Genomic DNA, 22817 nt, shown 5'->3' on the forward strand with positions numbered 1-22817 from the left:
CAGTTATGAGCACTACAAAAATAAATGACGATTTAAAACATATAAAAATCGAACTCGACAAGCAATTCAATACTTTAATTCAAACAAAAAACGAACCACAAGACGGTATTGGAAACGGAATATACACTCGCTACAAAAACCCAGTTTTAACAGCCGCACACACACCGCTGGAATGGAGATTTGATTTTAATCCAAATACAAATCCATTGTTTTTGGAGAGAATTGCCATAAACGCCACATTCAATGCCGGAGCCATAAAATGGAATGACAAATACATCCTTGTTGCCCGCGTGGAAGGTGCCGACAGGAAATCATTCTTTGCTATTGCCGAAAGCCCAAATGGTGTTGACAATTTCAAATTTTGGGATAAACCTTGCGTGATTCCGCAAACGGAAGAACCAGACACCAATGTGTATGACATGCGCTTAATTGCCCATGAAGACGATTGGATTTATGGAATTTTCTGCACCGAAAGAAAAGATCCATCAGCGCCAAAAGGCGACACCAGTACTGCTATTGCCAATGCCGGAATTGTACGCACCAAAGATTTAATCAACTGGGAAAGATTACCCGATTTGATTTCGAATACAGGACAACAAAGAAATGTAGTTTTGCATCCAGAATATGTAAACGGAAAATATGCTTTATACACTCGTCCACAAGATGGTTTCATTGATGTAGGAAACGGTGGGGGAATTGGACTTGGCTTCGTGGAAGACATGACCAATCCTGTCGTAAATGAAGAAAAAATCATTTACGGAAAACAATATCATACTGTATATGAATTGAAAAATGGTCTTGGACCAGCTCCTATCAAAACTGAAAAAGGTTGGTTGCATTTAGCCCACGGTGTTCGTAATACTGCCGCCGGTTTGCGCTATACACTGTACATGTTCATGACGGATTTGAATGATATTGCAAAAGTAACACATGCTCCTGCCGGACACTTTATGGCACCAGAAGGCATTGAAAGAGTTGGAGATGTTTCCAATGTTTTATTTTCTAATGGATGGATTGAAGATAAAGATGGTACTGTTTATATCTATTATGCTTCTTCAGATACCAGAATGCACGTAGCGGTTTCATCTGTGGATAAACTGGTGGATTATGTTATCAATTCTCCAGAAGACACTTTTACATCTGCAGGTTCTGTCAATACAATTATCAAGCAAGTGAATAAAAACAAAGAAATTTCATAATTGTGCAAACCGATTTAAAAAATCTAAAAATAGAACTAAAGTTGGAGCTTCAAAGTATTCTTTCCTATTGGATGGAAAATACAATTGACACTAAAAATGGAGGTTTTATTGGTCAAATAGATTACAATAACACTAAAAATGAAGAAGCAGAAAAAGGGTCTGTATTAAATGCAAGATTGCTATGGACCTTTTCTGCTGCATATAAAATTTCAAATAACAAAGAACATTTAGAAATCGCAAAACGTGCTTTTGAATACATTTCGGAACACTTTTACGACACTGAATTTGGAGGCATTTTTTGGAGTATCAATTATGACGGGACTCCAAAAGACACCAAAAACCAAATTTATGCTTTGGCCTTTACCATTTATGGATTGAGCGAATATTATTCAATTTCCAAAGATGATAAAGCCTTGCAAATAGCCATTTCCTTGTATCAAAAAATTCAAAAACACAGTTACGACTCCTCAAAAGGCGGTTACCTTGAAGCTTTTACCCGTGACTGGCAACCTATTGAAGATTTACGCTTGAGCGAAAAAGACGCCAACGAAAAGAAAACAATGAATACCCATTTGCATATCGTTGAAGGATATGCTAATTTATATACGGTTTGGAAAGACGAATCGTTACGAAAGGTCATTATTGAATTATTGGAAACCATCGAAAAATATTTCATCAATACCGAAACAGGTCATTTACGATTGTTTTTTGATGAAAATTGGATAGAAAAGAAAGACGTTATCTCCTATGGTCACGACATTGAAGCAGCTTGGCTTTTATTGCAATGTGCCGAAATTTCAGGAGATTCAACATTAATTGCCAATTATAAAAAACATGCCATTCAAATTGCTGAAGTTACCAAAGAAGGAATTGACTCAGATGGCGGATTATGGTATGAATACAATCCAGAAACCAAAGAATTGATGGCCGAAAAACACTGGTGGCCACAAGCCGAATTGATGATTGGCTACTTTACTGTCTGGCAACTTTCCGGAGAACAAGAGTACCTGAACATTGTTTTCAAAAACTGGGACTTCACACAAAAGTATATTATTGACAAAGAAAAAGGAGAATGGTTTTGGGGAGTCTATGCTGATTATTCAACCATGGAAAAAGACAAAGCCGGATTCTGGAAATGCCCTTATCACAATAGCAGAGCATGCATTGAATTAATTCACAGAATTTAAAAGACAACATGAAAAACCTATTTCTTAAAAGCATAGTCTTCAGCACAATAATAGCATTAAGCAGTTGTTCCAAAGACGATCCGGCACCCGATCCGGTTGTGGTCATTCCACCAGTAGTGGTTACTGATGTGCTAACAACACAGAACGTAAAAACTTATATGGTCGACAAAAATGCGACTGCAGAAACTACTGCGTTATTTTACAACTTAAAGAAATTGGCTAAAACCAAATTTGCCATTGGTCAGCAAGATGCTTTTAATGGTTTTTACAATAATGGTTCTTCATCTGAATCAGACATAAAAAAAACAACAGGTTATGACCCCGCGCTCTTGGGTTCTGATTTTATGTTTATTACCGATAAAAGTAATAATAGTCAGGCCGATAATTGGTTTTACCAACAGGAAATTATTATAACGAATGATGTCAAAGAAGCCTATGCCAAAGGAATGATTAACACTTTTTCTTGGCACATAAGAGAACCTAATAAAGAGGATAGCTTTTATGCCGCCGATATGACCACGGAACAAAAAACTACAGCCTTCAAGAGTATTTTACCTGGTGGTGTAAATAATGCTTGGTATAAAACGAAACTGGATAAAGTAGCCAGTGTGGTATCCAATTTAAAAGGTTCCAAAGGAGAATTGATTCCGATTATTTTCAGGCCTTTTCATGAATTTGACGGAAGCTGGTTTTGGTGGGGAGCTGATTTCTGCTCGCAAGAAGATTACAAAGCTGCTTATCAATTTACCGTTGAATATTTAAGAGATACCAAAGGAGTTCATAACATTTTATATGCCTTTTCTCCTGATAACTCCTATGCTACCTCGACCAATTATTTGAACCGATATCCCGGTGATGCTTATGTAGATGTTTTGGGTATGGACAATTATGGCGATTTGAACAACCAAGGTCAAACAGGAGCTGACAAGGCTACTGCCAAGTTAAAAATGCTATCAGATTTAGCCACAACCAAAGTAAAAATTGCCGCAATGACCGAAACAGGTTATCGAGTTACAGCAACTATTGCACCTGTGACCAATTGGTTCTCAACTTATCTGTACAGTACGCTAACAGCAAATAGCATCCAAATAAGTTATGTTATGTTTTGGAATAATAATCTAGATGGTTATTATGTTCCTATTCCGACAGCATCGAATGCGGCAGATTTTAAAACTTTTGCAACCAAATCAAAATCGGCTTTGGTGAATACGTTACCAAGTATGTATGTTTTACCAAATTAATCCAAGCAACATATTTTAAAAAATTTGCAGTAAATAAGATCCAAAACGGAATGCCCTAGCCCTGATAGCAGTGAAAATCCTTTTTTGAGGTTTTTTCAACCGAGAAAAAGATTGCAACGAATAGCAGGAAACAGCTCCTAAAAATTAAATTAATTATGAAGAAATCGGCGTTAAAAATAGTTTTGGCTCTTTTATGTTTCGCGAGCTTTTCTTGTGAAGCTCAAAAACAACAAGCCAGAATCACTGTGAAAGGAACTCAATTTTACAAAGGTAACAAGCCGTATTCCTATATTGGAACCAATTATTGGTATGGAAGTTTGTTGGCTTCGAAGAAAGTGGGAGACCGAAAAAGACTGATTCGAGAACTGGATTTAATGCAGAAAAACGGTATTGATAATTTGAGAATTCTCGTTGGTGGTGATGGTGGAAAATACGATTATACTGTTCGCCCAGCTTTGCAATATGAACAAGGTAAATACGACCAAGATTTACTTGACGGCTTAGATTTCCTTATCGCCGAAATGGGAAAACGCAATATGTACGCGGTTTTATTTTTGACAAATAACTGGGAATGGTCCGGCGGAATGTCGCAATACCTGGAATGGAATGGAAAAGGTGCAATTCCGGTTCCTGCCATCCCACCAAATACTTGGCCACAATTCATGAGTTATACCGAGAAATTTCATAGTTGTGAACCGTGTATGGAAGCGTTGAACAATCACGTGAAATTTATTTTGGGCAGAACAAACGCCTACACCAAAAGAAAATATACCGAGGACAATACGATTATGGCGTGGCAAGTTGGAAATGAACCGAGGCTTTTTACTGTCGAAAATGAAGCAAAATTTACTGTTTGGCTCAACAACATTGTCAATTTGATTGATAGTTTGGATAAATACCATTTGATTTCAACTGGTTCTGAAGGAAAAAACAGTTCCAACGACGATATGGGAATTTTTGAAAGAACGCATCTGAATCCGAATATTGATTATTTAACGATGCACATTTGGCCAAAAAACTGGAATTGGTACAAAGCCGAAGATGCCGAAAAAACATTGCCAACAACGCTAGAAAATGCAGGGAAATATATTGATTTACACGTAAAGGTGGCCAATGATTTGAAAAGGCCAATCATCATCGAAGAATTTGGCTTACCAAGAGAAAACGAAGGTTTGGTTTCGACAACTTCTGTAGCCAACAGGGATGTTTTTTACAATTATATATTCCAAAGAGTCTCGGAGAGCCATAAAAATAACGGGGTGCTGCAAGCAGCCAATTTTTGGGGATTTGGTGGTGAAGGAAAAGGGGTTACCAAAGACGGAAAATGGAAACCAGGTGATCCTTTGACTACAGACCCACCGCAAGAACCACAGGGTTTAAATTCGGTTTTTTCGACTGACAAATCGACTTTGGAATTGGTGAAAAAGTATAATCTGGAATTAAAAAAATGATAGTCTGAAATAAAATAAAAACACAACATAAATTAACAAATTAAAGACAATGAAAAAGAAATATGCTGTGGGATTGGACATCGGCGGAACTCATATTACCGCCGGAGTCATCGATACTACCAATATGAAAGTCCTTAAATCTTCGATGCACAAAGAGTCTTTTGATTCTAATCTGCCGGTAGACCAGGTTTTGGATATCTGGGAAAAAACGATACGCACTTCATGGAATAATTCAGGTGCAAAAAGCCTGGCTGGCATAACGGTATGCATGCCTGGCCCATTTGATTATGAAAATGGCATTTGCTGGATAAAAGGCCAATCTAAATACGACCATTTCTATGGACTAAATATTGCTGATTTACTTCGGAAAAAACTCAATCTTTCGGATGATTTTAAGATTCTTTTTGAAAATGATGCCGTTTGTTTTGGCAAAGGTGAAGTCTATAAAGACAAAAATAACCTTTCGAAAAAAGTAATGGCCATTACACTAGGAACAGGATTAGGTTCTTGTTTTATCGACAAAGGAACCTCAGTTAGTTCCGGAAATCAAGTACCTACGGATGGTGAAATATGGAATCTTCCATTTAAAAATGGAATAGCCGAAGATTATGTGTCATTAAGAGGACTTATCGCCAAGTATTCCGACTTTAAAGAAACAACAGTAGAAAGCGGATTAGAGCTTTATAATCTTGCTATTTCCGGAGACAAAATAGCGGTTAAAGCATTTGAAAAAATGGGCGAAGATTTAGCTGAAATTGTGATTCCGTGCTTTAAAAATTTTGCTGTTGAACATTTTATAATAGGTGGCAAAATCGCCGATTCAAACGCACTATTTTTACCAGCTTTCAACAAAAAAATTAAAGATGCAGGTTTAGAGATTACCATACAAATCTCTGAGGACAACGAAAATGCAGCTTTATTGGGTGCAGCAAGTTTATTGTATCATAACACTAATTTAGAAACTACATTGATCGGGTAAAAAATTGTAGATCATGTACAGAGACCCACTGCAGTGCCTATCTGTACATGATCCAAAACAATTTATTTTAAAATAGTTTCTATCGCAACCAATTCTTCTTCCGAGAAATCCAGATTCTGCAACGAATCTATATTATTATTTAATTGTCCCACAGAACTGGCGCCAATCAAAACAGAAGTAACTCTGTTGTCTTTTAGTAACCAAGCCAAAGCCATTTGTGCCAAAGACTGATTTCTTTGTTTTGCAATATCATTCAGTTTAATTATTTTTTGGATTCTGTCCTCAGAAACCTCATCTTCCTTTAAATGCCCATTTGGATTGTGAGCACGAGAATTTTCTGGAATTCCTTTTAAGTATTTATCGGTTAAAAGTCCTTGTGCCAAAGGTGAAAAAGCAATACAGCCCAACCCTTTTTCTTCAAGAACATCAAGCAATCCCTCTTCGGGAGTTCTTACAAACATCGAATATTTTACTTGGTGAATCAAACAAGGTGTTCCCAATCGTTTCAGAATTTCAGTAGCTTCTCTCGTTTGCTCTGGATTGTAATTAGAAATTCCGGCATACAAGGCTTTTCCGCTGCGAACAGCATAATCCAATGCCATCATTGTTTCCTCCAAAGGTGTTTCTGGATCAAAACGATGCGAATAGAAAATATCTACATATTCCAAATTCATTCGTTTCAAACTTTGATCCAAACTCGATAGCAAATACTTGCGGGAACCCCAATCACCATAAGGTCCATCCCACATGGTGTAACCTGCTTTGGTTGTGATTACTATTTCATCGCGAAGATTTCCTTTAAAATTATTTTTAAGAATGGCACCAAAATTAGTCTCCGCCGAACCCGAAACTGGACCGTAATTGTTGGCCAAATCAAAATGAGTTATTCCCTTATCAAAAGCTGCTTTAGCAATGCTTTCCGCATTTTCAAAACTATCTACTGAACCGAAGTTGTGCCATAATCCCAAAGAAATTTGAGGCAATAACAAGCCGCTTTTTCCACATCTGTTGTATTTCATTTTTTATTTTTTTATACTAATAGTACAATTTAACTCTTAATTTATTTTAAAAATACCTACGTACTTTTTTTGTAAATTTGTATCAAACGATAAAAATATGAATAATAATTGGCAAAATTCAATTTCAATAGACTCCAATATTCGATTTGGCAAACCCACAATAACTGGGACTAGAATTTGTGTATCTGACATTTTATCCTGGCTTTCTCAAGGTATGTCCATTGAAGAAATTCTTTTGGACTTTCCAGAACTAAAAAAAGAAGACATTCTTGCTGCTTTAGCTTTTGCGGCTAATAGGGAAAATATCACCAAAATAATTGCAGCTTAATGAAACTACTTCTTGATGCCAATATTTCTTGGAGAATTATAAAAATCATTGAAAATGCATTCCCAAATTGTTTACATTCCAAAGACATAAATATTGAACAACCTGCAAAGGATAATGAGATTTGGAAATTTGCAAAAAAACACAATTTCACCATACTCACACACGATGAAGATTTTGAAAAACTATTACTTTTGAACGGTGTTCCTCCAAAAGTAATAATCTTAAAAACTTTCAATCAAAATACCAAACAACTTGCCCAAACATTAATAGATAAAAAAATAACTATTGAATCTTTCATTCTGAATAATGAACTAATGATTCTTGAAATTTATTAATTATTTCAGTTCAAAACCACTTTCCAAACCTGTGTCTGAGCTTCCTCCCACCCAAATTTTGAAAACTCCTGATTCTACCAAATAATTGCCTTCATTATCAAAAAAACCTAATTCCTTGTCAGTCAAAGTAAACGTTACGGTTTTGGTTTCACCCTTTTTCAGGACTACCATTTCAAAACCTTTTAATTCTTTTACAGGTCTGGCCAAACTTGCAGCAACATCCTGAATATACAATTGTGCCACTTCTTTACCGTCATAATTACCCGAGTTAGTAATATCCACAGTAACTACAACCGGCTCCCCTTTTGCAAAAGCGGTTTTATTAAGTTTTAAATTTTTATAATCGAAAGTAGTGTAACTTAACCCAAATCCGAAAGGATACAAAGGCGTTTTTTCTACATCGCTAAAATGCGACCAGAATACATTTTTATCACTATTTACAGGTCTTCCCGTATTGTAATTGTTGTAATAAATAGGCACTTGACCAACATTTCTTGGAAACGACATTGGCAATTTTCCACTTGGATTGTAATCACCGTACAACACTTGCGCCACAGCATTACCCGTTTGGGTTCCCAAATGCCAAGCCTCGACAATAACTGGAATATGTTCTGCTGCCCAAGGCAAAGCCAGTGGTCTTCCGTTGTTTAAAACCAAAACAATATTTGGATTCACTTTGTAGATTTCCTCCAATAATTCTTGTTGAACTCCTGGCAAATCAAGATTTGTTCTACTGCGTCCTTCTCCCGACTGAAAACCGTGTTCTCCCAAAACCATCACAACAACATCAGCATTTGAAGCTACTTTTTTGGCAGCATCAAATCCGCTTTTGTCTGTGGTATTAAAAACTAATTCATCCACAAACGCCGTTTTACCAATAGTCAAATCAGCTCCTTTTTCAAACATCAATTGATTGTCTTTGTACTGTTGCATTCCTTCCAGAACCGAAACTGCAGTATTATCATCAGAAGCAATTCTCCAACTTCCCAATGGGCTGTTTTTGTCATTTGCCAAAGCCCCGATCAAAGCAATTTTCTGTCCTGATTTTTTTAGCGGAAGCAAATTTTTATCATTCTTCAACAACACAATAGATTTTTTGGCCATATCCAAAACACCGTCATTGTTTGCTTTGTTACCTATCGTTGCTTTTTCTCTTTTCTCGTCACAATATTTGTATGGATCGTCAAATAATCCCAATTCAAATTTCACGCGCAATATTCTTCGAACGGCATCGTCAACCAAAGCTTCTTTTACTTTACCGTCTTTCACCAGTTTCACCAATTCGGAAACATACAAATGTGATTCCATATCCATATCAGAACCTGCAATAACTGCTTTGGCAGTCGCATCCGCACCATCTTTGGCAAAACCGTGGGCAATCATTTCTCGTACCGAAGCCCAGTCCGAAACCACAAAACCATCAAATTTCCATTTCCCTTTTAGAATATCTCTTTGCAAAAAAGAATTTCCGGTTGCAGGAACTCCATTCAAGATGTTGAACGAATTCATCATAGTACGAACGCCAGCATCAGTCGCCGCTTTAAACGGAGGCAAAACCGTATTGTACAATTTTGAATTACTAATATCCACCGTATTATAATCCCTTCCTGATTCTGCAAAACCGTATGCTGCAAAATGTTTGGCGCAGGCCGCAATCGTATTTACTTTTTGCAAATCGGCTCTCGTATCACCTTGAAAACCTGTAATTCTTGCCTTTGCAATTTTACTTCCCAAATAAGGATCTTCTCCCGCACCTTCCATCACACGACCCCAACGCGCATCCTGAGAAATATCGACATTTGGCCCAAAAGTCCAGTTGATTCCAGATGCCGAAGCCTCGTCTGCCGCGATCTGAGCCGATTTTTTAATCGCTTCCAAATCCCAACTCGCCGCTTCAGCCAGCGGAATCGGACTCAACGTTTTGTACCCGTGAATCACGTCAAAACCTATAATCAACGGAATTCCCAATCGGGTTTCCTCAACTGCAATTTTCTGAACTGCTTTTACTTCTTTCACTCCACGAACCGACAACATTGAACCTACCCAACCGTCACGCAAATGTTTGTATTTTAATTCGGCATTACCACCTTTTGGCGCTGGGCCGGTTACTTCCCAAAACCCATTGTATTGATTCATTTGCCCGACTTTCTCTTCCAGTGTCATTTGTTTCATCAACAAATCAATGCGTTCCTCAATCGGTTTTGTTTTTTCTAAATGTGGTAATTTTTGTGCAATCATATTTCCTGTGCTAATCAGGGCAAAAATCCCTGCAATAATTAATGTATTCTTTTTCATAATTTGTAATTTCTTTTTGGGCGTGCCTCTTGTCCTGAAGAAAAATCAGGACAAGAGTCGGGCTATACGGCTTTATCTCTCCGCTACGCTGCGAGGATACCGCCTACTATCCCTCACGCATAATATGATTTTTGAATAAAGATTAACGATTTTTGATTTCTGATTTTACGTTAGTAAATAAAAAAAATCGATTCTTTTTAAGATTTCACACATCTAAAATCTTCAATCTAAAATTTTCAAAATTATTCACTTATAAAACTCGAAGCGGGTAAATTCGCTTTATTGAAAAGAGTCGACTGATCAGTATTCTTCCAAGAATAACGCACTTTTACAGGCAATTTCACCTTATCCGATTGTAACACTATTGCATTGTTTTTGATGACAGCTGTCGCTTTATAAAACATATTGTCAGCTCCTGCAACTTCAAACAAATCAGCTTTCTTGTCTTTAAAATACAGCCCCTCAGCAAAATCAAAAATCACTGTCACTTTATTTTTATTAATGGCAATTCCTTTATAAAGCGGCCCGTTTACCAATGAAGTATTGGTTTTATAAGTATTCGCCAAAGCCAAATTTGCCAAACGAATTCCAACCGATTTTTTATCTTTTGGATGGATTTCTTCAACAGGCGAAATATCACTGGTCATCACCATTCCCGTGTTCGAAACTTCCTTCAATACTTTGCGTTGTGCATCACGAATAATGGCTCCTCCAAAATGGTCTTCCCCATATTTATAGGGCGCGATCTGAACAAAATAAAACGGGAAATCATAGCCCCATAATTTTCTCCACGAAGTGATGAGTGCCGAAAGGGTTTTGTCATAAACCGTCGAACCCACATTACTTTCTCCTTGATACCATAATGAGCCGGCAATTTTGAATTTAGTCAAGGGATAAATCATTGCATTAAAAGCACGCGCTGGTTGGTTTGGACCGTAGATTTCTTCTTTCCTCGTTTTCGCCGATTCCAATAAAACAGCATCGTTTTGAATCACTTCTTCCGGCATCCAAATCTCAGCCGGTGTTCCTCCCCAATTGGACGAAATCAAACCGATAGGCACATTTTTCAATTCTTCCTGCAAGCGCTTTCCAAAGAAATACCCCACGGCACTAAAATACTTCATCGTTTCAGGCGAGCATTCCGTCCAAGTTCCTGATATATTATTTTGAGGAGTAGTGGCGGTTAATTTTGGAACCAAAAACAATCTAATATTAGGATTTGTTGCATTTTTGACTGCTTCATCACCGTTTTCAATTCCCCAACTGGCATTCATTTCCATATTAGATTGCCCGGAACAAATCCAAACCTCACCAATCAGAATGTTTTTCAAGACAATTTCATTATACCCTTTTATCGTAATGGTATATGGCCCTCCTTCTTTTGGTGTTGGAATTGCAATTTCCCATTTCGCTTGATTGCTGGCTTTGATTTTGTACGTTTCATTATTCCAACTTGGCGTAATTACCACTTCTTCCTGTGGATTTGCCCAGCCCCAAATGGTAACTTCTGTATTTCGTTGCAAAATCATATTATCCGAAAACACATTCGGCAGCGTAACATTTGCGAAAGCGGCATTCGAAAGTATCAGGAAAAGAACAAAAACAATTATACTATTTTTCATTGAGTAACTTTTTAAAGAAAGGAATTAATTGTTCAGCCATCACTTTATCATCGGCAATATCGGGATGATAGCCACAACCTTTTGGACTCATCGGCTGGAATTCGAACAATTCAATTGGCTTATGAGCTTTATCACTTTTAAAATTATGAATCACTTTTTTCAGGCATTTTACCAAAGTCACATTTCTTTCTCCTGAAACCATCGGACTGTTCAACAAAACTATTTTGGTATTGGGTGCGTGTTTGTAAACTGTTTTAATGAAAGCAATATAATTCGTAACGTATTTATCTTCATTAAACGGCAATCTCGTTTTTTTACCATCACCATCTGAAAGGTCATTGGTCCCCAAACAAATACTCACTAAATCGGGTTGAAAAGCAAAATCATAGGGTTTGGAACTGTCTCTATTCAGATATAAATTTTCGTAAACATCGGGAATATTAGGCTCGTCAAGATGATCGTCATTCCAGTTGCGATACATTCCGTATCCAGAAACGGAACTCAATACAAAATCGATATTCAACGCTCTTGAAAGTATAGGCCCGTAAGCCCAATACCCATTATGCTGATCATACCAATCTCCGCTGCCACAAGGAATCGTGGACGCATCGTTTCCATAACCACAAGTTATCGAATCACCTATGAGTTCTATCTTCTTTCTGTTTTTGGGCGCAGTATTTTCAACTAACTTCGCTAAAGTTCCTGCAAATAAAACGCCTCCATTGGCAGCTTCTGTCGCTTTATAAATGGAAAGATGATGTGTTTTTTTGTTATTGGTGGCTACTATCGGAAAGGATTTTACATCTCCTTTTTCAATTCGAACTCTCCCAATATATTTACCGTCAAGTTCAAAAGAAACATAGTTTTGATGATTTTCAACACTTTGCAAAGAAATGAAACAGGAATTCCCTTTAAAATCGAATGACACTGAAGAAGCAGAACCTATGAGAACAACTTTATCGTCTTGCATTTTTTCAATTCTTCCTTGATACTCAAAAAGTGATTTGGCATCTGCCTTTTTTTGGGCAACCGAAACACACGAAATGGAAATCAGTAAAAATAAAAGGCATTTTTTTATATAATTCATAATCTTTTGGGGCTTTTCACAATAGTATAGATAGCAAATATAAAACGATTGCGATTCAGGATTAGATACTATTTTTTCAAACTATAATCAAAAATTTACATAGCTCTTAATACAAACAAAAAAACCACCTTTTCAGGTGGTTAAAGATCATTTAATGATTCTAAAATTAACTTTTTACTGCAGTAGATGCAGCAACAACAGTTCCTTTTATAGTTAAAACGTTAGGTGCAGTTTCAATATTCGTAGTTACCGATACTGTTTTGGTAAATGCTCCAACATTCGCTGCATTATAGGTCGCAGTAACTATACCTGATTTCCCAGGAGCAATTGGTGTTTTGGTATAATCTGTTGCCGTGCATCCGCAAGATCCCAGCACATTGGTAACTATGACAGCCGTTTTTCCGGTATTTTTGAATTCAAATACAATAGGTTTTGGAGTATTTTGAGGAATAGTCCCTACATCTATACTTTCACTTTTCCATACTATTGAAGAGGCAGTTGCAGCCAATTTTGATACTAAATTTTTCACGGGAGCAACAGCCGAAAATGACATTAATCCTAGAGTTAATGCCAACATTGAAATTTTAATCATTTTCATATTATTGTGTTTTAAAGGTTATCGTTTGAATAATCCAAAAGTAGATTAGAAACACACACCCCTTTGTTAAGCGGTATTCAATCTTTGTTAACGACTTGTTAATGCAAAAAAGACTGCTAAATTTTGATTAATATTACATACAGAAATTGTTTTTATGAAACTAACAAAACTCAATAGTTGCATCTTAATTGGATTAATCGCAATTATTGGAATCCTAATAGCACAATTGCTTTGGACTAAAGAAGCCTTTACTATTGAAGAAAAAAAGTTTAGCCAAAAAGCACACGTAGCCTTACTGGAAGTAGCAAAAAAACTATATAAAGGAAATAATCAAGAACTTCCTGGTAAAAACCCAGTCCGAAAAATATCCAATGATTATTATATTGTCAATATTGATAACGATTTTGAACCCGAAATTTTAGAATTTTATCTAATCTCCGAATTCAAAAAAATGAATATCACAACGGATTTTGAATATGCCATGTACAATTGCCAAAGCGATGAAATGGTATATGGCAACTACATATCGCTATCAGAAAAGAAACAAACCAAGCATTCCGTACATTTTCCAAAACATAAAAATTTGGTCTATTATTTTGCTATTCGATTTCCTAATGAAACTAGTTATTTATTCAGTTCATTACGATTTTGGTTTGTGCTTTCAATAGCTTTGATTATTATTTTACTGGTCTATGTGTATTCTATTTTTACGCTTTTACAGCAAAAGAAATACTCCGATTTGCAACGTGATTTTATTAATAATATGACCCACGAATTCAAAACTCCCTTGTCATCCATACTAATTGCTTCCAATTACCTCATCAAACAAAATCCAATTCTGCAAGATGAAAAACTGGAAAAGTACACCCATCTCATTATTGACCAAAGCAACAAATTAAATCAGCATATCGAGAAAATTTTAGCCGTTGCAAAATCTGACAATGCTCCTTTAGTGCTAAACAAAATTCAGCTGAATGTTTTACCTATTTTAGAGTCTGTAATTGAAAACAGTAAACTAAAACATCCCGAAACCCAAATCGAAATTAAGACCGATTTAGCGTCCATAATTATTGAAGCTGATGAATTTCATTTCACCAATTTGGTTTACAACTTGCTCGATAATGCGATAAAATATTGTGAAAACAAACCCGAAATCAGTATTGCTATTGGAAAAATTGGAAAGCATTTACAATTAAACTTTACTGACAACGGCATTGGAATTTCCTCCAAAAACATTCCCTTTGTATTTGATAAATTTTACAGAGTTCCGAGTCAAAAAAGTAATGAAGTCACTGGGTTTGGGCTGGGTTTGTATTATGTCAAGAAAATTTGTGATCTTCATCACTGGAAAATAACTTTAAAATGTAATCTAGAAAAAGGTTGTACCTTTTCACTACTAATTCCACAAAATTAATGAGTACTGTTCGAATATTATATACCGAAGATGATGCAACCTTAGCATTCCTGACCAAAGATAATTTGGAACAAAATCATTATGAAGTGACGCATTGCGAAGATGGAAAATCTGGTTTTGAAGCTTTCAAAAAAGGAACTTTTGATATTTGTATTTTGGATATAATGATGCCAAAAATGGATGGATTTGAATTGGCAACCGAAATCAGAAAACTCGATACCGATGTTCCCATAATATTCCTCTCTGCCAAAACCCTAAAAGAAGATCGTATTAAAGGTCTCCGATTGGGAGCCGATGATTATCTCATAAAGCCTTTTAGCATAGAAGAATTACTTCTTAAAATTGAAATATTTTTGAGGCGTTCCCTTAAGAATAAGGCAATTGAAAAATCAATTTACGAAATCGGAAAATACCAATTTGACACCAAGAATTTCATCCTTTTTAATGAAATCGAAAAGATAACCCTCACCCAACGTGAAGCCGATCTATTGAAATTATTTCTCGACAATAAAAATGTAGTTTTAAAACGGGAACAAATCCTAACCTCACTTTGGGGTGACGATGATTATTTTATGGGTCGCAGTCTCGATGTTTTTATTTCCCGCTTGCGAAAAATTTTGGCAAACGAAAAAGGAATTGCCATTGAAAATTTACACGGGATTGGGTTTCGTTTTACAATAGCATAAAAAAACTTCATCGAGTGTATCTAATTCTATTCGCCTAATAAGATTTCAACTTCTCTTTGCAAAATCGCCAGATTTATTATTACAATCCCCCAAATTACTTCATCAGAAACAGAATCATAACCATGTATTATTCTATTTCTAACATCAACAATTTTTCTTGAATTTGAGATTTCAATTTCGTTATTTTGTTTTAATATACGACTCATTGCTTCTCCAATAATTTCGATATTTCTTTCAACGGCTCTTTTTGTTCTTAAATCATTTTGATAGATTTCAAATATCTTTGGAGTATCAACAAAATAACTTTCAATTTCATTTATTGAACTTAAAATATCAAACAACCAAGTTTTGACATTGTTATCCATAAATCAATTTTTTATTTTGATTTATGGATTTTCTGAAGTAAGGATTTTTTATTGCTTTTTCTTCTAATAAGTCAATGTTCCTTTTTAAAATATTCTCCAATGAAAATTTTAAATCGTAGTAATTATCTCCGTAATCGAGGACATCCAATTGTTCAAAATCAACAATAAAGTCAACATCGCTTTCATTATTGAATTTATCTGTTAAAACTGAACCAAAAGCATACAAAGATTTTACTTTATGCGTTTTACACAAGTTTAATATATCTTTATTATTCCTTTCTATTATGTTCATTAGCTAATAAATTAGACTCAAAAATACATAAAATAAATTAGATTTCATTTTTCTAAAAAAATAGCTCTCGTCAATTATACATTAGCTCTAAACAGATAGTTTTCGATTTCATAAAACAACTACAAAGGAATATTCCCGTGTTTTCTATCAGGAGTTACACTCACTTTATTCTCTAGCATACTAAACGCTTTTATCAATTTGCGTCTCGTGTCTTGTGGTAAGATTACCTCATCCACAAAACCACGTTGGGCTGCGGTGTACGGATTCGCAAACAACTCAGCGTACTCAGCTTCTTTTTCCAAAAGTTTGGCTTCGTGATCTTCAGCATCGTGGATTTCTTTTTTAAAGATAATTTCAGATGCGCCTTTAGCTCCCATTACGGCAATTTCTGCAGTAGGCCAGGCAAAATTCATGTCGGCACCAATGTGTTTGGAGTTCATTACATCGTAAGCACCACCATAAGCTTTACGTGTGATTACAGTTACTCTTGGAACAGTAGCTTCGCTTAACGCATAAAGTAGTTTTGCACCGTGAACAATGATACCATTCCATTCTTGATCGGTTCCCGGCAAAAAGCCTGGTACGTCCACCAATACCAACAACGGAATATTAAACGCATCGCAAAAACGAGTAAAACGCGCCGCTTTTATCGAACTGTTTACATCCAAACAACCAGCCAAAAACATTGGTTGGTTCGCTACAATTCCTATGCTTCTACCTCCCAATCGGGCAAAACCCACAAGGATATTTTCGGCATAGTTTTTATGAATTTCAAAAAACGAATCTTCGTCAATAATCCCTCCAATCACGCTGTGCATGTCATAAGGTTTATTCGGATTATCCGGGATAATATCTGCTAATTGCAAACGCACTTCATCTTTAAGTTCATAAGGCAAATTGCGTGCTGTTTCTTTGTTGTTTTGAGGTAAATAACTCAACAATCGTTTCAGGTCTTCTAGACAAACCACATCATTTGTCGAAGTGCAATGGGCCACACCCGACTTGGTAGAATGTGTACTTGCCCCTCCTAATTCCTCCGAAGTAACGGATTCGTTGGTTACTGTTTTTACGACATTCGGACCTGTAACAAACATATAACTAGTGTCTTCAACCATCATCGTAAAATCGGTCATAGCAGGAGAATATACTGCTCCACCGGCGCAGGGTCCCATAATTGCTGAAATTTGAGGTATCACACCACTAGCTTGTACATTTCTGAAAAAAATATCGGCATAACCACCCAACGAACGAACGCCTTCCTGAATACGTGCTCCCCCCGAATCGTTCAGTCCAATCATAGGCGCACCCATTTTGACAGCCATATCCATAATTTTACAGATTTTCTCGGCATGTGTTTCGGAAAGCGAACCTCCAAAAACCGTGAAATCCTGAGCAAAAATATAAACCAATCTTCCGTTGATGGTTCCATATCCTGTGATGACTCCATCACCATAATACATTTCGTTTTCCATTCCAAAATCGGTGGTTCGGTGCGTCACCAACATCCCGATTTCTTCAAAAGAACCTTCATCCATCAAATAATTGATACGTTCCCTTGCAGTCAGTTTTTTGTTCGAATGCTGTTTCGCAATACGTTTTATTCCTCCACCCAAATGAGCTTCGGCAATTTTATCATTTAGTGTTTTTATTTTGTCTTGCATACTTTTTTAACCGCTAAGTTTTTTAGTAATCCTTTTCTTTTTTGGCTAAAGCCAAATTATTTTTTTAAACCATTAAGATATTAAGAAAATTAAGCTTTGTCTTTCTTAATAAAACTTAAATCCTTAATAGTTCAAATATTTTTCCCTTTTTGGCGAAAGTCAACTTAATTTTAAACCATTGAGAAATTAAGAAAATTAAGTTTTGTCTTTCTTAATGAAACTTTATTCCTTAATAGTTCAAATATTTTTAATTCGGTAATCGCACTATTTTTTGATCTTCAAAATACTGCTTAAATGCCACCAAAGCAGCAATTTCAGCTTCTTTACTAGCTTGCTCTTTTAAAATTTCGGGGCTGTAATATTGCTTCACAAAATGCGTGTCGAATTTCCCCGAGCGAAAGGCTTCATGCTCAAAAACAAACTTCCCGAAAGGCAAGGTCGTATGAACTCCTTCCACCTGATAACTTTCAATGGCTTTAATCATTAATTGAATCGCCTCTTCACGAGTTTGTCCGTAGGTGATTAATTTGGCCAACATCGGGTCATAATAAATCGGAATATCCATACCTTGCTCAAAACCGTTATCCACACGAATCCCTTCTCCAACCGGCAATTGATAGACATCCAAATGACCAACACTCGGCAAGAAATCATTCATCGGGTCTTCGGCATAGACACGTAATTCCAATGCGTGTCCCTTTATTTTCAAATCTTCTTGTTTGATTGTCAACTCTTCTCCCCTTGCCACTCTGATTTGCAATTCAACCAAATCAGTACCGGTAATCAATTCCGTAACCGGGTGTTCTACCTGCAAACGTGTATTCATTTCAAGGAAGTAGAAATTATTGTTTTCATCCAATAAAAACTCAACTGTTCCCGCTCCAAGATAATCACAAGATTTAGCAACTAGAACAGCTGCCTCACCCATTTTCTTACGCAATTCTGGCGTTAAAACTGCCGAAGGCGCTTCTTCAACCACTTTTTGGTGACGACGCTGAATACTGCATTCTCTTTCAAACAAATACAAAATATTTCCGTGACTGTCTGCCATAACCTGAATTTCAATATGTCGTGGAGAACCCACATATTTTTCGATAAAAACCGACCCATCGCCAAACGCAGCAACCGCTTCACTTATGGCGCGATTCATTTGAGATTCAAAATCGGCTTCGCTTTCTACCACACGCATACCTTTTCCTCCACCTCCAGCCGAAGCTTTAATCAAGATAGGGAAACCAATTGTTGTTGCAGCTTGCTTTGCTTTTTCGATATCGGTAATCGCTTCGTCAATACCGGGAACCATTGGAATATTATAGGCTTTAACGGCATCTTTGGCAGCCAATTTACTTCCCATAATTTTTATGGCATGTGATTTTGGACCAATAAATACAATACTGTTTTTTTCGCATTCCAGAGCAAAATCTGCATTTTCACTCAGGAATCCATATCCTGGATGAATTGCATCAACATTCAAAGATTTAGCTACTTCAATAATTTTACTTCCCAATAAATACGATTGGCTAGAAGGCGCTTCTCCAATCCAAACAGCCTCATCAGCAAATTTTACGTGCGGTGCATTTCTATCGACAGTAGAATATACTGCCACGGTTTTAATACCCATTTTCTGTGCGGTTTTCATCACCCTAATGGCAATTTCCCCTCTATTGGCAACTAATATTTTCTTCATATTTTAAAATAAATAAAAGAGGAAAGATCGCTTCGTTGCTAGAGTCAAGATAAAAGAATTCTAACATTCTTTATTGCTCTTGATTCTTGTCTCTTTCTTCTTGATTCTTACTTGTCCTCCTTATTCAAACTCAATTAACAACTGCCCTTTGTCTACTGCATCTCCCGTACTCACCGAAATGGATTTGATCACACCATCACGAGGCGAAAGAAAACTGTTCTCCATTTTCATAGCGCCCAAAATGATTAGATTATCATTCTCTTTCACGGTTTGCCCGACAACAACGCTAATTTCCAAAATTAATCCCGGCATAGGCGCTTTGATTGCGTTAACTTGTTTGGTCAACCCAACTTCAAACCCCATTTCCTTAATCAGAATATCCAGTGGATTTGAAATCTCCACCCTATAATTTGTATTGTTTACCTTAACCGTATAGCTTTTTTGATTGAAATCCGAAGTGGTGATTTCCGTTTTATAAGGTAAATTTTGATGCAGTATATGAAATTCATTTACTCCCGTAGGTATTGCATCCAGTTGAGAAATACTTTCCTTTTCAAAATCAAAATAGAAAGCATCGTTTACAGTTACTTTGTAATTATCACTCATTCTTGGTCTTTTTAGGGGAGTAAAAGTATGAAAAGAAAACGTTTTCGTAAACAAAAAAACAAATTCTAGACAAAATCGTCCGAAGTGGTATTACTAGGGCGTGCCTCCAGTAGAAAATGGGCCTACTTTACTTTGCGCATATACGGCCCATTCTCTACTGGAGTCGGGCTATCCATGCTACTTCGGCAGCTTATTTCTATCCCAATGTCATTAAGTTTAAGGAATTGCTATTTTTATTTTCACGCAGATTTCGCAGATTTCCGCAGAAAAATGAGTAAAAAAATCTGCCGAATCTGCCAAATCTGCGTGCTGTTTTTTTATTTTTTTCCTTAACTTAATGACATTGATTTCTATCCCTCACGCAAACCAATTGAAAAAGAAAATTAAGTGGTAAAATGGACTTTACTTTAAAAATAAAAGAATCCGTGCTAATCAGTTTCATCCGTATAATCTGTGGCCAATTCAAAGTATGCTACAACACCAACAACCCGAATTCCCTCAACGTATTCACAGGTTTTGAATACCAGAACAACTCAAAATCTTCTAGCTGCTGTTCAAAATCAGTTTTTACTTCCTGAAAAGAATAAGTTTTACTATTCGAAACTGACATTTTCTGAAGCATTTCAACAAGCCATTCTCCTTCTGTTTTATTGGTCTGAATAGTGAAGCTTTCCTTTTTGTCGTGAAAAGTCAAAGTCATCATTTCCCAAGAATTCCCTTTTTTGGATTTAGTAAAATGTTCTACAGTTGGTTTTCCACCTAGCCAAACTATTTTAGCAGTAGGTTTGGTATTAAAATTAGTTTCTTCCTGTAGCGCGTCAAAAATAAAATCAGCACCAATTTTTGTCTTCGGAATTTTGAAATCAAACCAATCCTGCAATTCATAGTCAAAACAAATTCCGTGCATAAAGTTGAACAGCGATTTCTTAAGTCCAAAACTAAATTTATCGTGATCGATTCCTGTTGAATCAACAAAATTAATATCATTATTGGCAAATGTCCCAATGGCTTCCGTTTCCTTTACGGCTCCAAATTGCTCTGGAAACATACCCACCGGACTGTGTGCCGTCATCGCAAATTGATGCCAAAACCCTGATTGCAACACTCCCGCTTCAAACAATTGACGCACCATTTCGAGACTGTCCACCGTTTCCTGAATTGTTTGTGTTGGGTAACCGTACATCAAATAGGCGTGTACCATAATCCCAGCTTCGGTAAAATTCCGAGTAACTTTCGCCACTTGTTCTACAGTTACGCCTTTGTCAATCAGTTTCAATAATCTGTCCGAAGCTACTTCTAGTCCACCTGAAACAGCAATACATCCCGAAGCTTTGAGCAACAAACACAAATCTTGCGTAAAACTTTTTTCGAATCGAATGTTTGTCCACCAAGTCACTGCCAATTTTCGACGAAGAATTTCAAGTGCCAAAGCCCTCATCAACGCTGGTGGCGCGGCTTCATCGACATAATGGAAACCGTTTTCTCCCGTTTGGGCAATCATTTCTTCCATTCGGTCGCACAACAAACTCGCCGCAACGGGTTCGTATACCTTGATATAATCTAGAGAAATATCACAAAATGTGCATTTACCCCAGTAACAACCGTGCGCCATCGTGAGCTTATTCCAACGTCCGTCGCTCCACAAGCGGTGCATCGGATTCACAATCTCGATAACCGAAATGTATTTATCCAAAAGCAAATCCGAATAATCCGGCGTTCCCACTTGGGATTGTTTGTAATCTGGTTTAGTGGAATTATTTTTGTAAACTACTTTTCCATCTTCAAGAAGAAATGTTCTTTTATAGGAATTGTGATGTGGATTTTCAATACTGGCGATTAATTCTTCAATTGGCGTTTCACCATCATCCAAAGTGATATAATCAAAAAACTCAAAAACCCGTTCATCCGAAAGCGAACGCAATTCGGTATTCGGGAAACCGCCACCCATCGAAATTTTGATATTCGGATAGTGTTTTTTCACCCATTGAGCAGAGCGAAAAGCAGAATATAAATTTCCGGGAAACGGAACCGAAATCAAGAATAAAGTTGGCTGAATCGTTTCTATTCTCTCTTTTAAAATCGAAAGCAAAATCTCGTCAATATAAGTAGGTTCTTGTTGCAAAGCTCCGTACAATTCATCAAAAGAATTGGCGCTTCTTCCCAGTCTTTCCGCATAACGGCTGAACCCAAAATTTTCATCTACACATTCCACTATAAAATCCGAAATATCCTCGAGATACAAAGTCGCCAAATGCTTAGCTTTGTCCTGCGTTCCCATGGTTCCAAAAGCCCAATCGAGTTCCTCCAATTGTGCAAATCGGGAAGCCTCCGGCAAAAAATCCTCTTGACATATTTGGAGCGCCAACGTTGGATTCTTTCCCTGCAAAAACGCAATAACAGAATTAATCGTTTTAATATATTCGTCTTGTAAAGCAAAAATTCTCTTGGAATTATCTGAAATATTTTGGTCAGAAACCTGAAACTTGAAACTTTGAACTTGAAACAAGTTTCCTAACCCTTCTTTCGAAAACAATTTCAAAATCACTTCAATCCCCAAATCCGCCTGAACCGATTCAATGTTTTTGGTATTAAGAAACCCTTTGATATAAGCCGTCGCTGGATAAGGCGTATTCAGTTGGGTAAACGGGGGCGTGATGAGGAAAAGTTTAGTTTTCAATGAATATTATTTTGTGCAAAAATAAGGGATATTTAACGACTTTGAAATTCTAAATCGAGTAAAACAAAAAAAGCCCAATAAAAGGGCT

General features: G+C 36.6%; 20 protein-coding genes. 9 read left to right on the forward strand and 11 right to left on the reverse strand.

Translation table 11 applies throughout. The features are described 5' to 3' along the window. The first annotated feature begins 5 nt into the window (after window positions 1–5). The 5 genes from HQN62_RS15490 (at window position 6) to HQN62_RS15510 (ending at window position 6057) form a co-directional block, all read left to right on the forward strand. Window positions 6–1199: a glycoside hydrolase family 130 protein gene (locus tag HQN62_RS15490; protein WP_173505054.1), complete on the forward strand. Its 1194-nt coding sequence runs from the start codon at window positions 6–8 to the stop codon at window positions 1197–1199. A 2-nt stretch (window positions 1200–1201) separates the two neighbouring features. Continuing rightward, complete coding sequence (locus HQN62_RS15495) at window positions 1202–2386, forward strand: AGE family epimerase/isomerase (protein ID WP_173505055.1); 1185 nt, start codon at window positions 1202–1204, stop codon at window positions 2384–2386. Window positions 2387–2394: 8 nt separating this feature from the next. Continuing rightward, complete coding sequence (locus tag HQN62_RS15500; protein WP_173505056.1) at window positions 2395–3627, forward strand: glycoside hydrolase family 26 protein; 1233 nt, start codon at window positions 2395–2397, stop codon at window positions 3625–3627. A 155-nt stretch (window positions 3628–3782) separates the two neighbouring features. Further along, window positions 3783–5078, forward strand: a complete 1296-nt coding sequence (locus HQN62_RS15505) for a glycoside hydrolase 5 family protein (protein WP_173505057.1) — start codon at window positions 3783–3785, stop codon at window positions 5076–5078. Window positions 5079–5127: 49 nt separating this feature from the next. Further along, window positions 5128–6057, forward strand: coding sequence for an ROK family protein (locus HQN62_RS15510; RefSeq protein WP_173505058.1), 930 nt, complete (start codon window positions 5128–5130; stop codon window positions 6055–6057). Between the two features lie 62 nt (window positions 6058–6119). Here HQN62_RS15510 and HQN62_RS15515 read toward each other — a convergent pair whose 3' ends face one another. Continuing rightward, complete coding sequence (locus HQN62_RS15515; RefSeq protein ID WP_173505059.1) at window positions 6120–7076, reverse strand: aldo/keto reductase; 957 nt, start codon at window positions 7074–7076, stop codon at window positions 6120–6122. Between the two features lie 97 nt (window positions 7077–7173). Here HQN62_RS15515 and HQN62_RS15520 point away from each other — a divergent pair, with 97 nt between their 5' ends. Continuing rightward, window positions 7174–7404: a DUF433 domain-containing protein gene (locus tag HQN62_RS15520; protein WP_173505060.1), complete on the forward strand. Its 231-nt coding sequence runs from the start codon at window positions 7174–7176 to the stop codon at window positions 7402–7404. After that, the gene (locus HQN62_RS15525) at window positions 7404–7739 is read left to right on the forward strand and encodes a DUF5615 family PIN-like protein (RefSeq protein ID WP_116797560.1); all 336 of its coding nucleotides are present in this window, start codon (window positions 7404–7406) and stop codon (window positions 7737–7739) included. Before HQN62_RS15520 ends, HQN62_RS15525 begins: the two co-directional genes overlap by 1 nt. On the opposite strand, the gene bglX is transcribed toward HQN62_RS15525, so the two are convergent. The 4 genes from bglX to HQN62_RS15545 form a co-directional block, all read right to left on the reverse strand. Further along, a complete protein-coding gene (bglX, locus tag HQN62_RS15530) occupies window positions 7740–10034 on the reverse strand; it encodes a beta-glucosidase BglX (protein ID WP_173505061.1) in 2295 nt (764 codons plus the stop codon). Window positions 10035–10276: 242 nt separating this feature from the next. After that, entirely contained in the window at window positions 10277–11656 is a 1380-nt protein-coding gene (locus HQN62_RS15535) for a sialate O-acetylesterase (RefSeq protein ID WP_173505062.1), read from the reverse strand. Beyond that, the gene (locus HQN62_RS15540) at window positions 11646–12743 is read right to left on the reverse strand and encodes an SGNH/GDSL hydrolase family protein (protein WP_173505063.1); all 1098 of its coding nucleotides are present in this window, start codon (window positions 12741–12743) and stop codon (window positions 11646–11648) included. The genes HQN62_RS15535 and HQN62_RS15540 overlap by 11 nt, the downstream gene beginning before the upstream one ends. A 166-nt stretch (window positions 12744–12909) precedes the next feature. Continuing rightward, a complete protein-coding gene (locus HQN62_RS15545) occupies window positions 12910–13341 on the reverse strand; it encodes a DUF1573 domain-containing protein (protein WP_173505064.1) in 432 nt (143 codons plus the stop codon). A gap of 154 nt (window positions 13342–13495) precedes the next feature. Between HQN62_RS15545 and HQN62_RS15550 the strand changes: the two genes are divergently transcribed. Beyond that, the gene (locus tag HQN62_RS15550; protein WP_173505065.1) at window positions 13496–14755 is read left to right on the forward strand and encodes a sensor histidine kinase; all 1260 of its coding nucleotides are present in this window, start codon (window positions 13496–13498) and stop codon (window positions 14753–14755) included. After that, on the forward strand, window positions 14755–15441 hold the full coding sequence (locus tag HQN62_RS15555) for a response regulator transcription factor (protein ID WP_173505066.1): 687 nt from the start codon (window positions 14755–14757) through the stop codon (window positions 15439–15441). The genes HQN62_RS15550 and HQN62_RS15555 overlap by 1 nt, the downstream gene beginning before the upstream one ends. A gap of 26 nt (window positions 15442–15467) precedes the next feature. Here the strand turns inward: HQN62_RS15555 and HQN62_RS15560 are convergent, their stop codons facing one another. The 6 genes from HQN62_RS15560 to HQN62_RS15585 form a co-directional block, all read right to left on the reverse strand. Beyond that, window positions 15468–15806 carry a HepT-like ribonuclease domain-containing protein gene (locus HQN62_RS15560; RefSeq protein ID WP_173505067.1) on the reverse strand — a complete coding sequence of 113 codons (339 nt, stop codon included), beginning with the start codon at window positions 15804–15806 and terminating at the stop codon, window positions 15468–15470. Beyond that, window positions 15799–16098 (reverse strand): nucleotidyltransferase family protein, encoded by a 300-nt coding sequence (locus HQN62_RS15565; protein ID WP_173505068.1) that lies wholly within the window; start codon window positions 16096–16098, stop codon window positions 15799–15801. Before HQN62_RS15565 ends, HQN62_RS15560 begins: the two co-directional genes overlap by 8 nt. 119 nt (window positions 16099–16217) lie before the next feature. Beyond that, on the reverse strand, window positions 16218–17759 hold the full coding sequence (locus tag HQN62_RS15570) for an acyl-CoA carboxylase subunit beta (RefSeq protein WP_116797556.1): 1542 nt from the start codon (window positions 17757–17759) through the stop codon (window positions 16218–16220). A 247-nt stretch (window positions 17760–18006) separates the two neighbouring features. Then, the gene (gene accC, locus HQN62_RS15575; RefSeq protein ID WP_173505069.1) at window positions 18007–19446 is read right to left on the reverse strand and encodes an acetyl-CoA carboxylase biotin carboxylase subunit; all 1440 of its coding nucleotides are present in this window, start codon (window positions 19444–19446) and stop codon (window positions 18007–18009) included. 120 nt (window positions 19447–19566) lie between these two features. After that, the gene (locus tag HQN62_RS15580; protein ID WP_173505070.1) at window positions 19567–20052 is read right to left on the reverse strand and encodes an acyl-CoA carboxylase biotin carboxyl carrier protein subunit; all 486 of its coding nucleotides are present in this window, start codon (window positions 20050–20052) and stop codon (window positions 19567–19569) included. Between the two features lie 472 nt (window positions 20053–20524). Then, entirely contained in the window at window positions 20525–22729 is a 2205-nt protein-coding gene (locus HQN62_RS15585; protein WP_173505071.1) for a B12-binding domain-containing radical SAM protein, read from the reverse strand. Window positions 22730–22817: the final 88 nt, after the last annotated feature.

It is taken from the genome of Flavobacterium sp. M31R6 (genome assembly GCF_013284035.1).
Lineage (GTDB): Bacteria > Bacteroidota > Bacteroidia > Flavobacteriales > Flavobacteriaceae > Flavobacterium.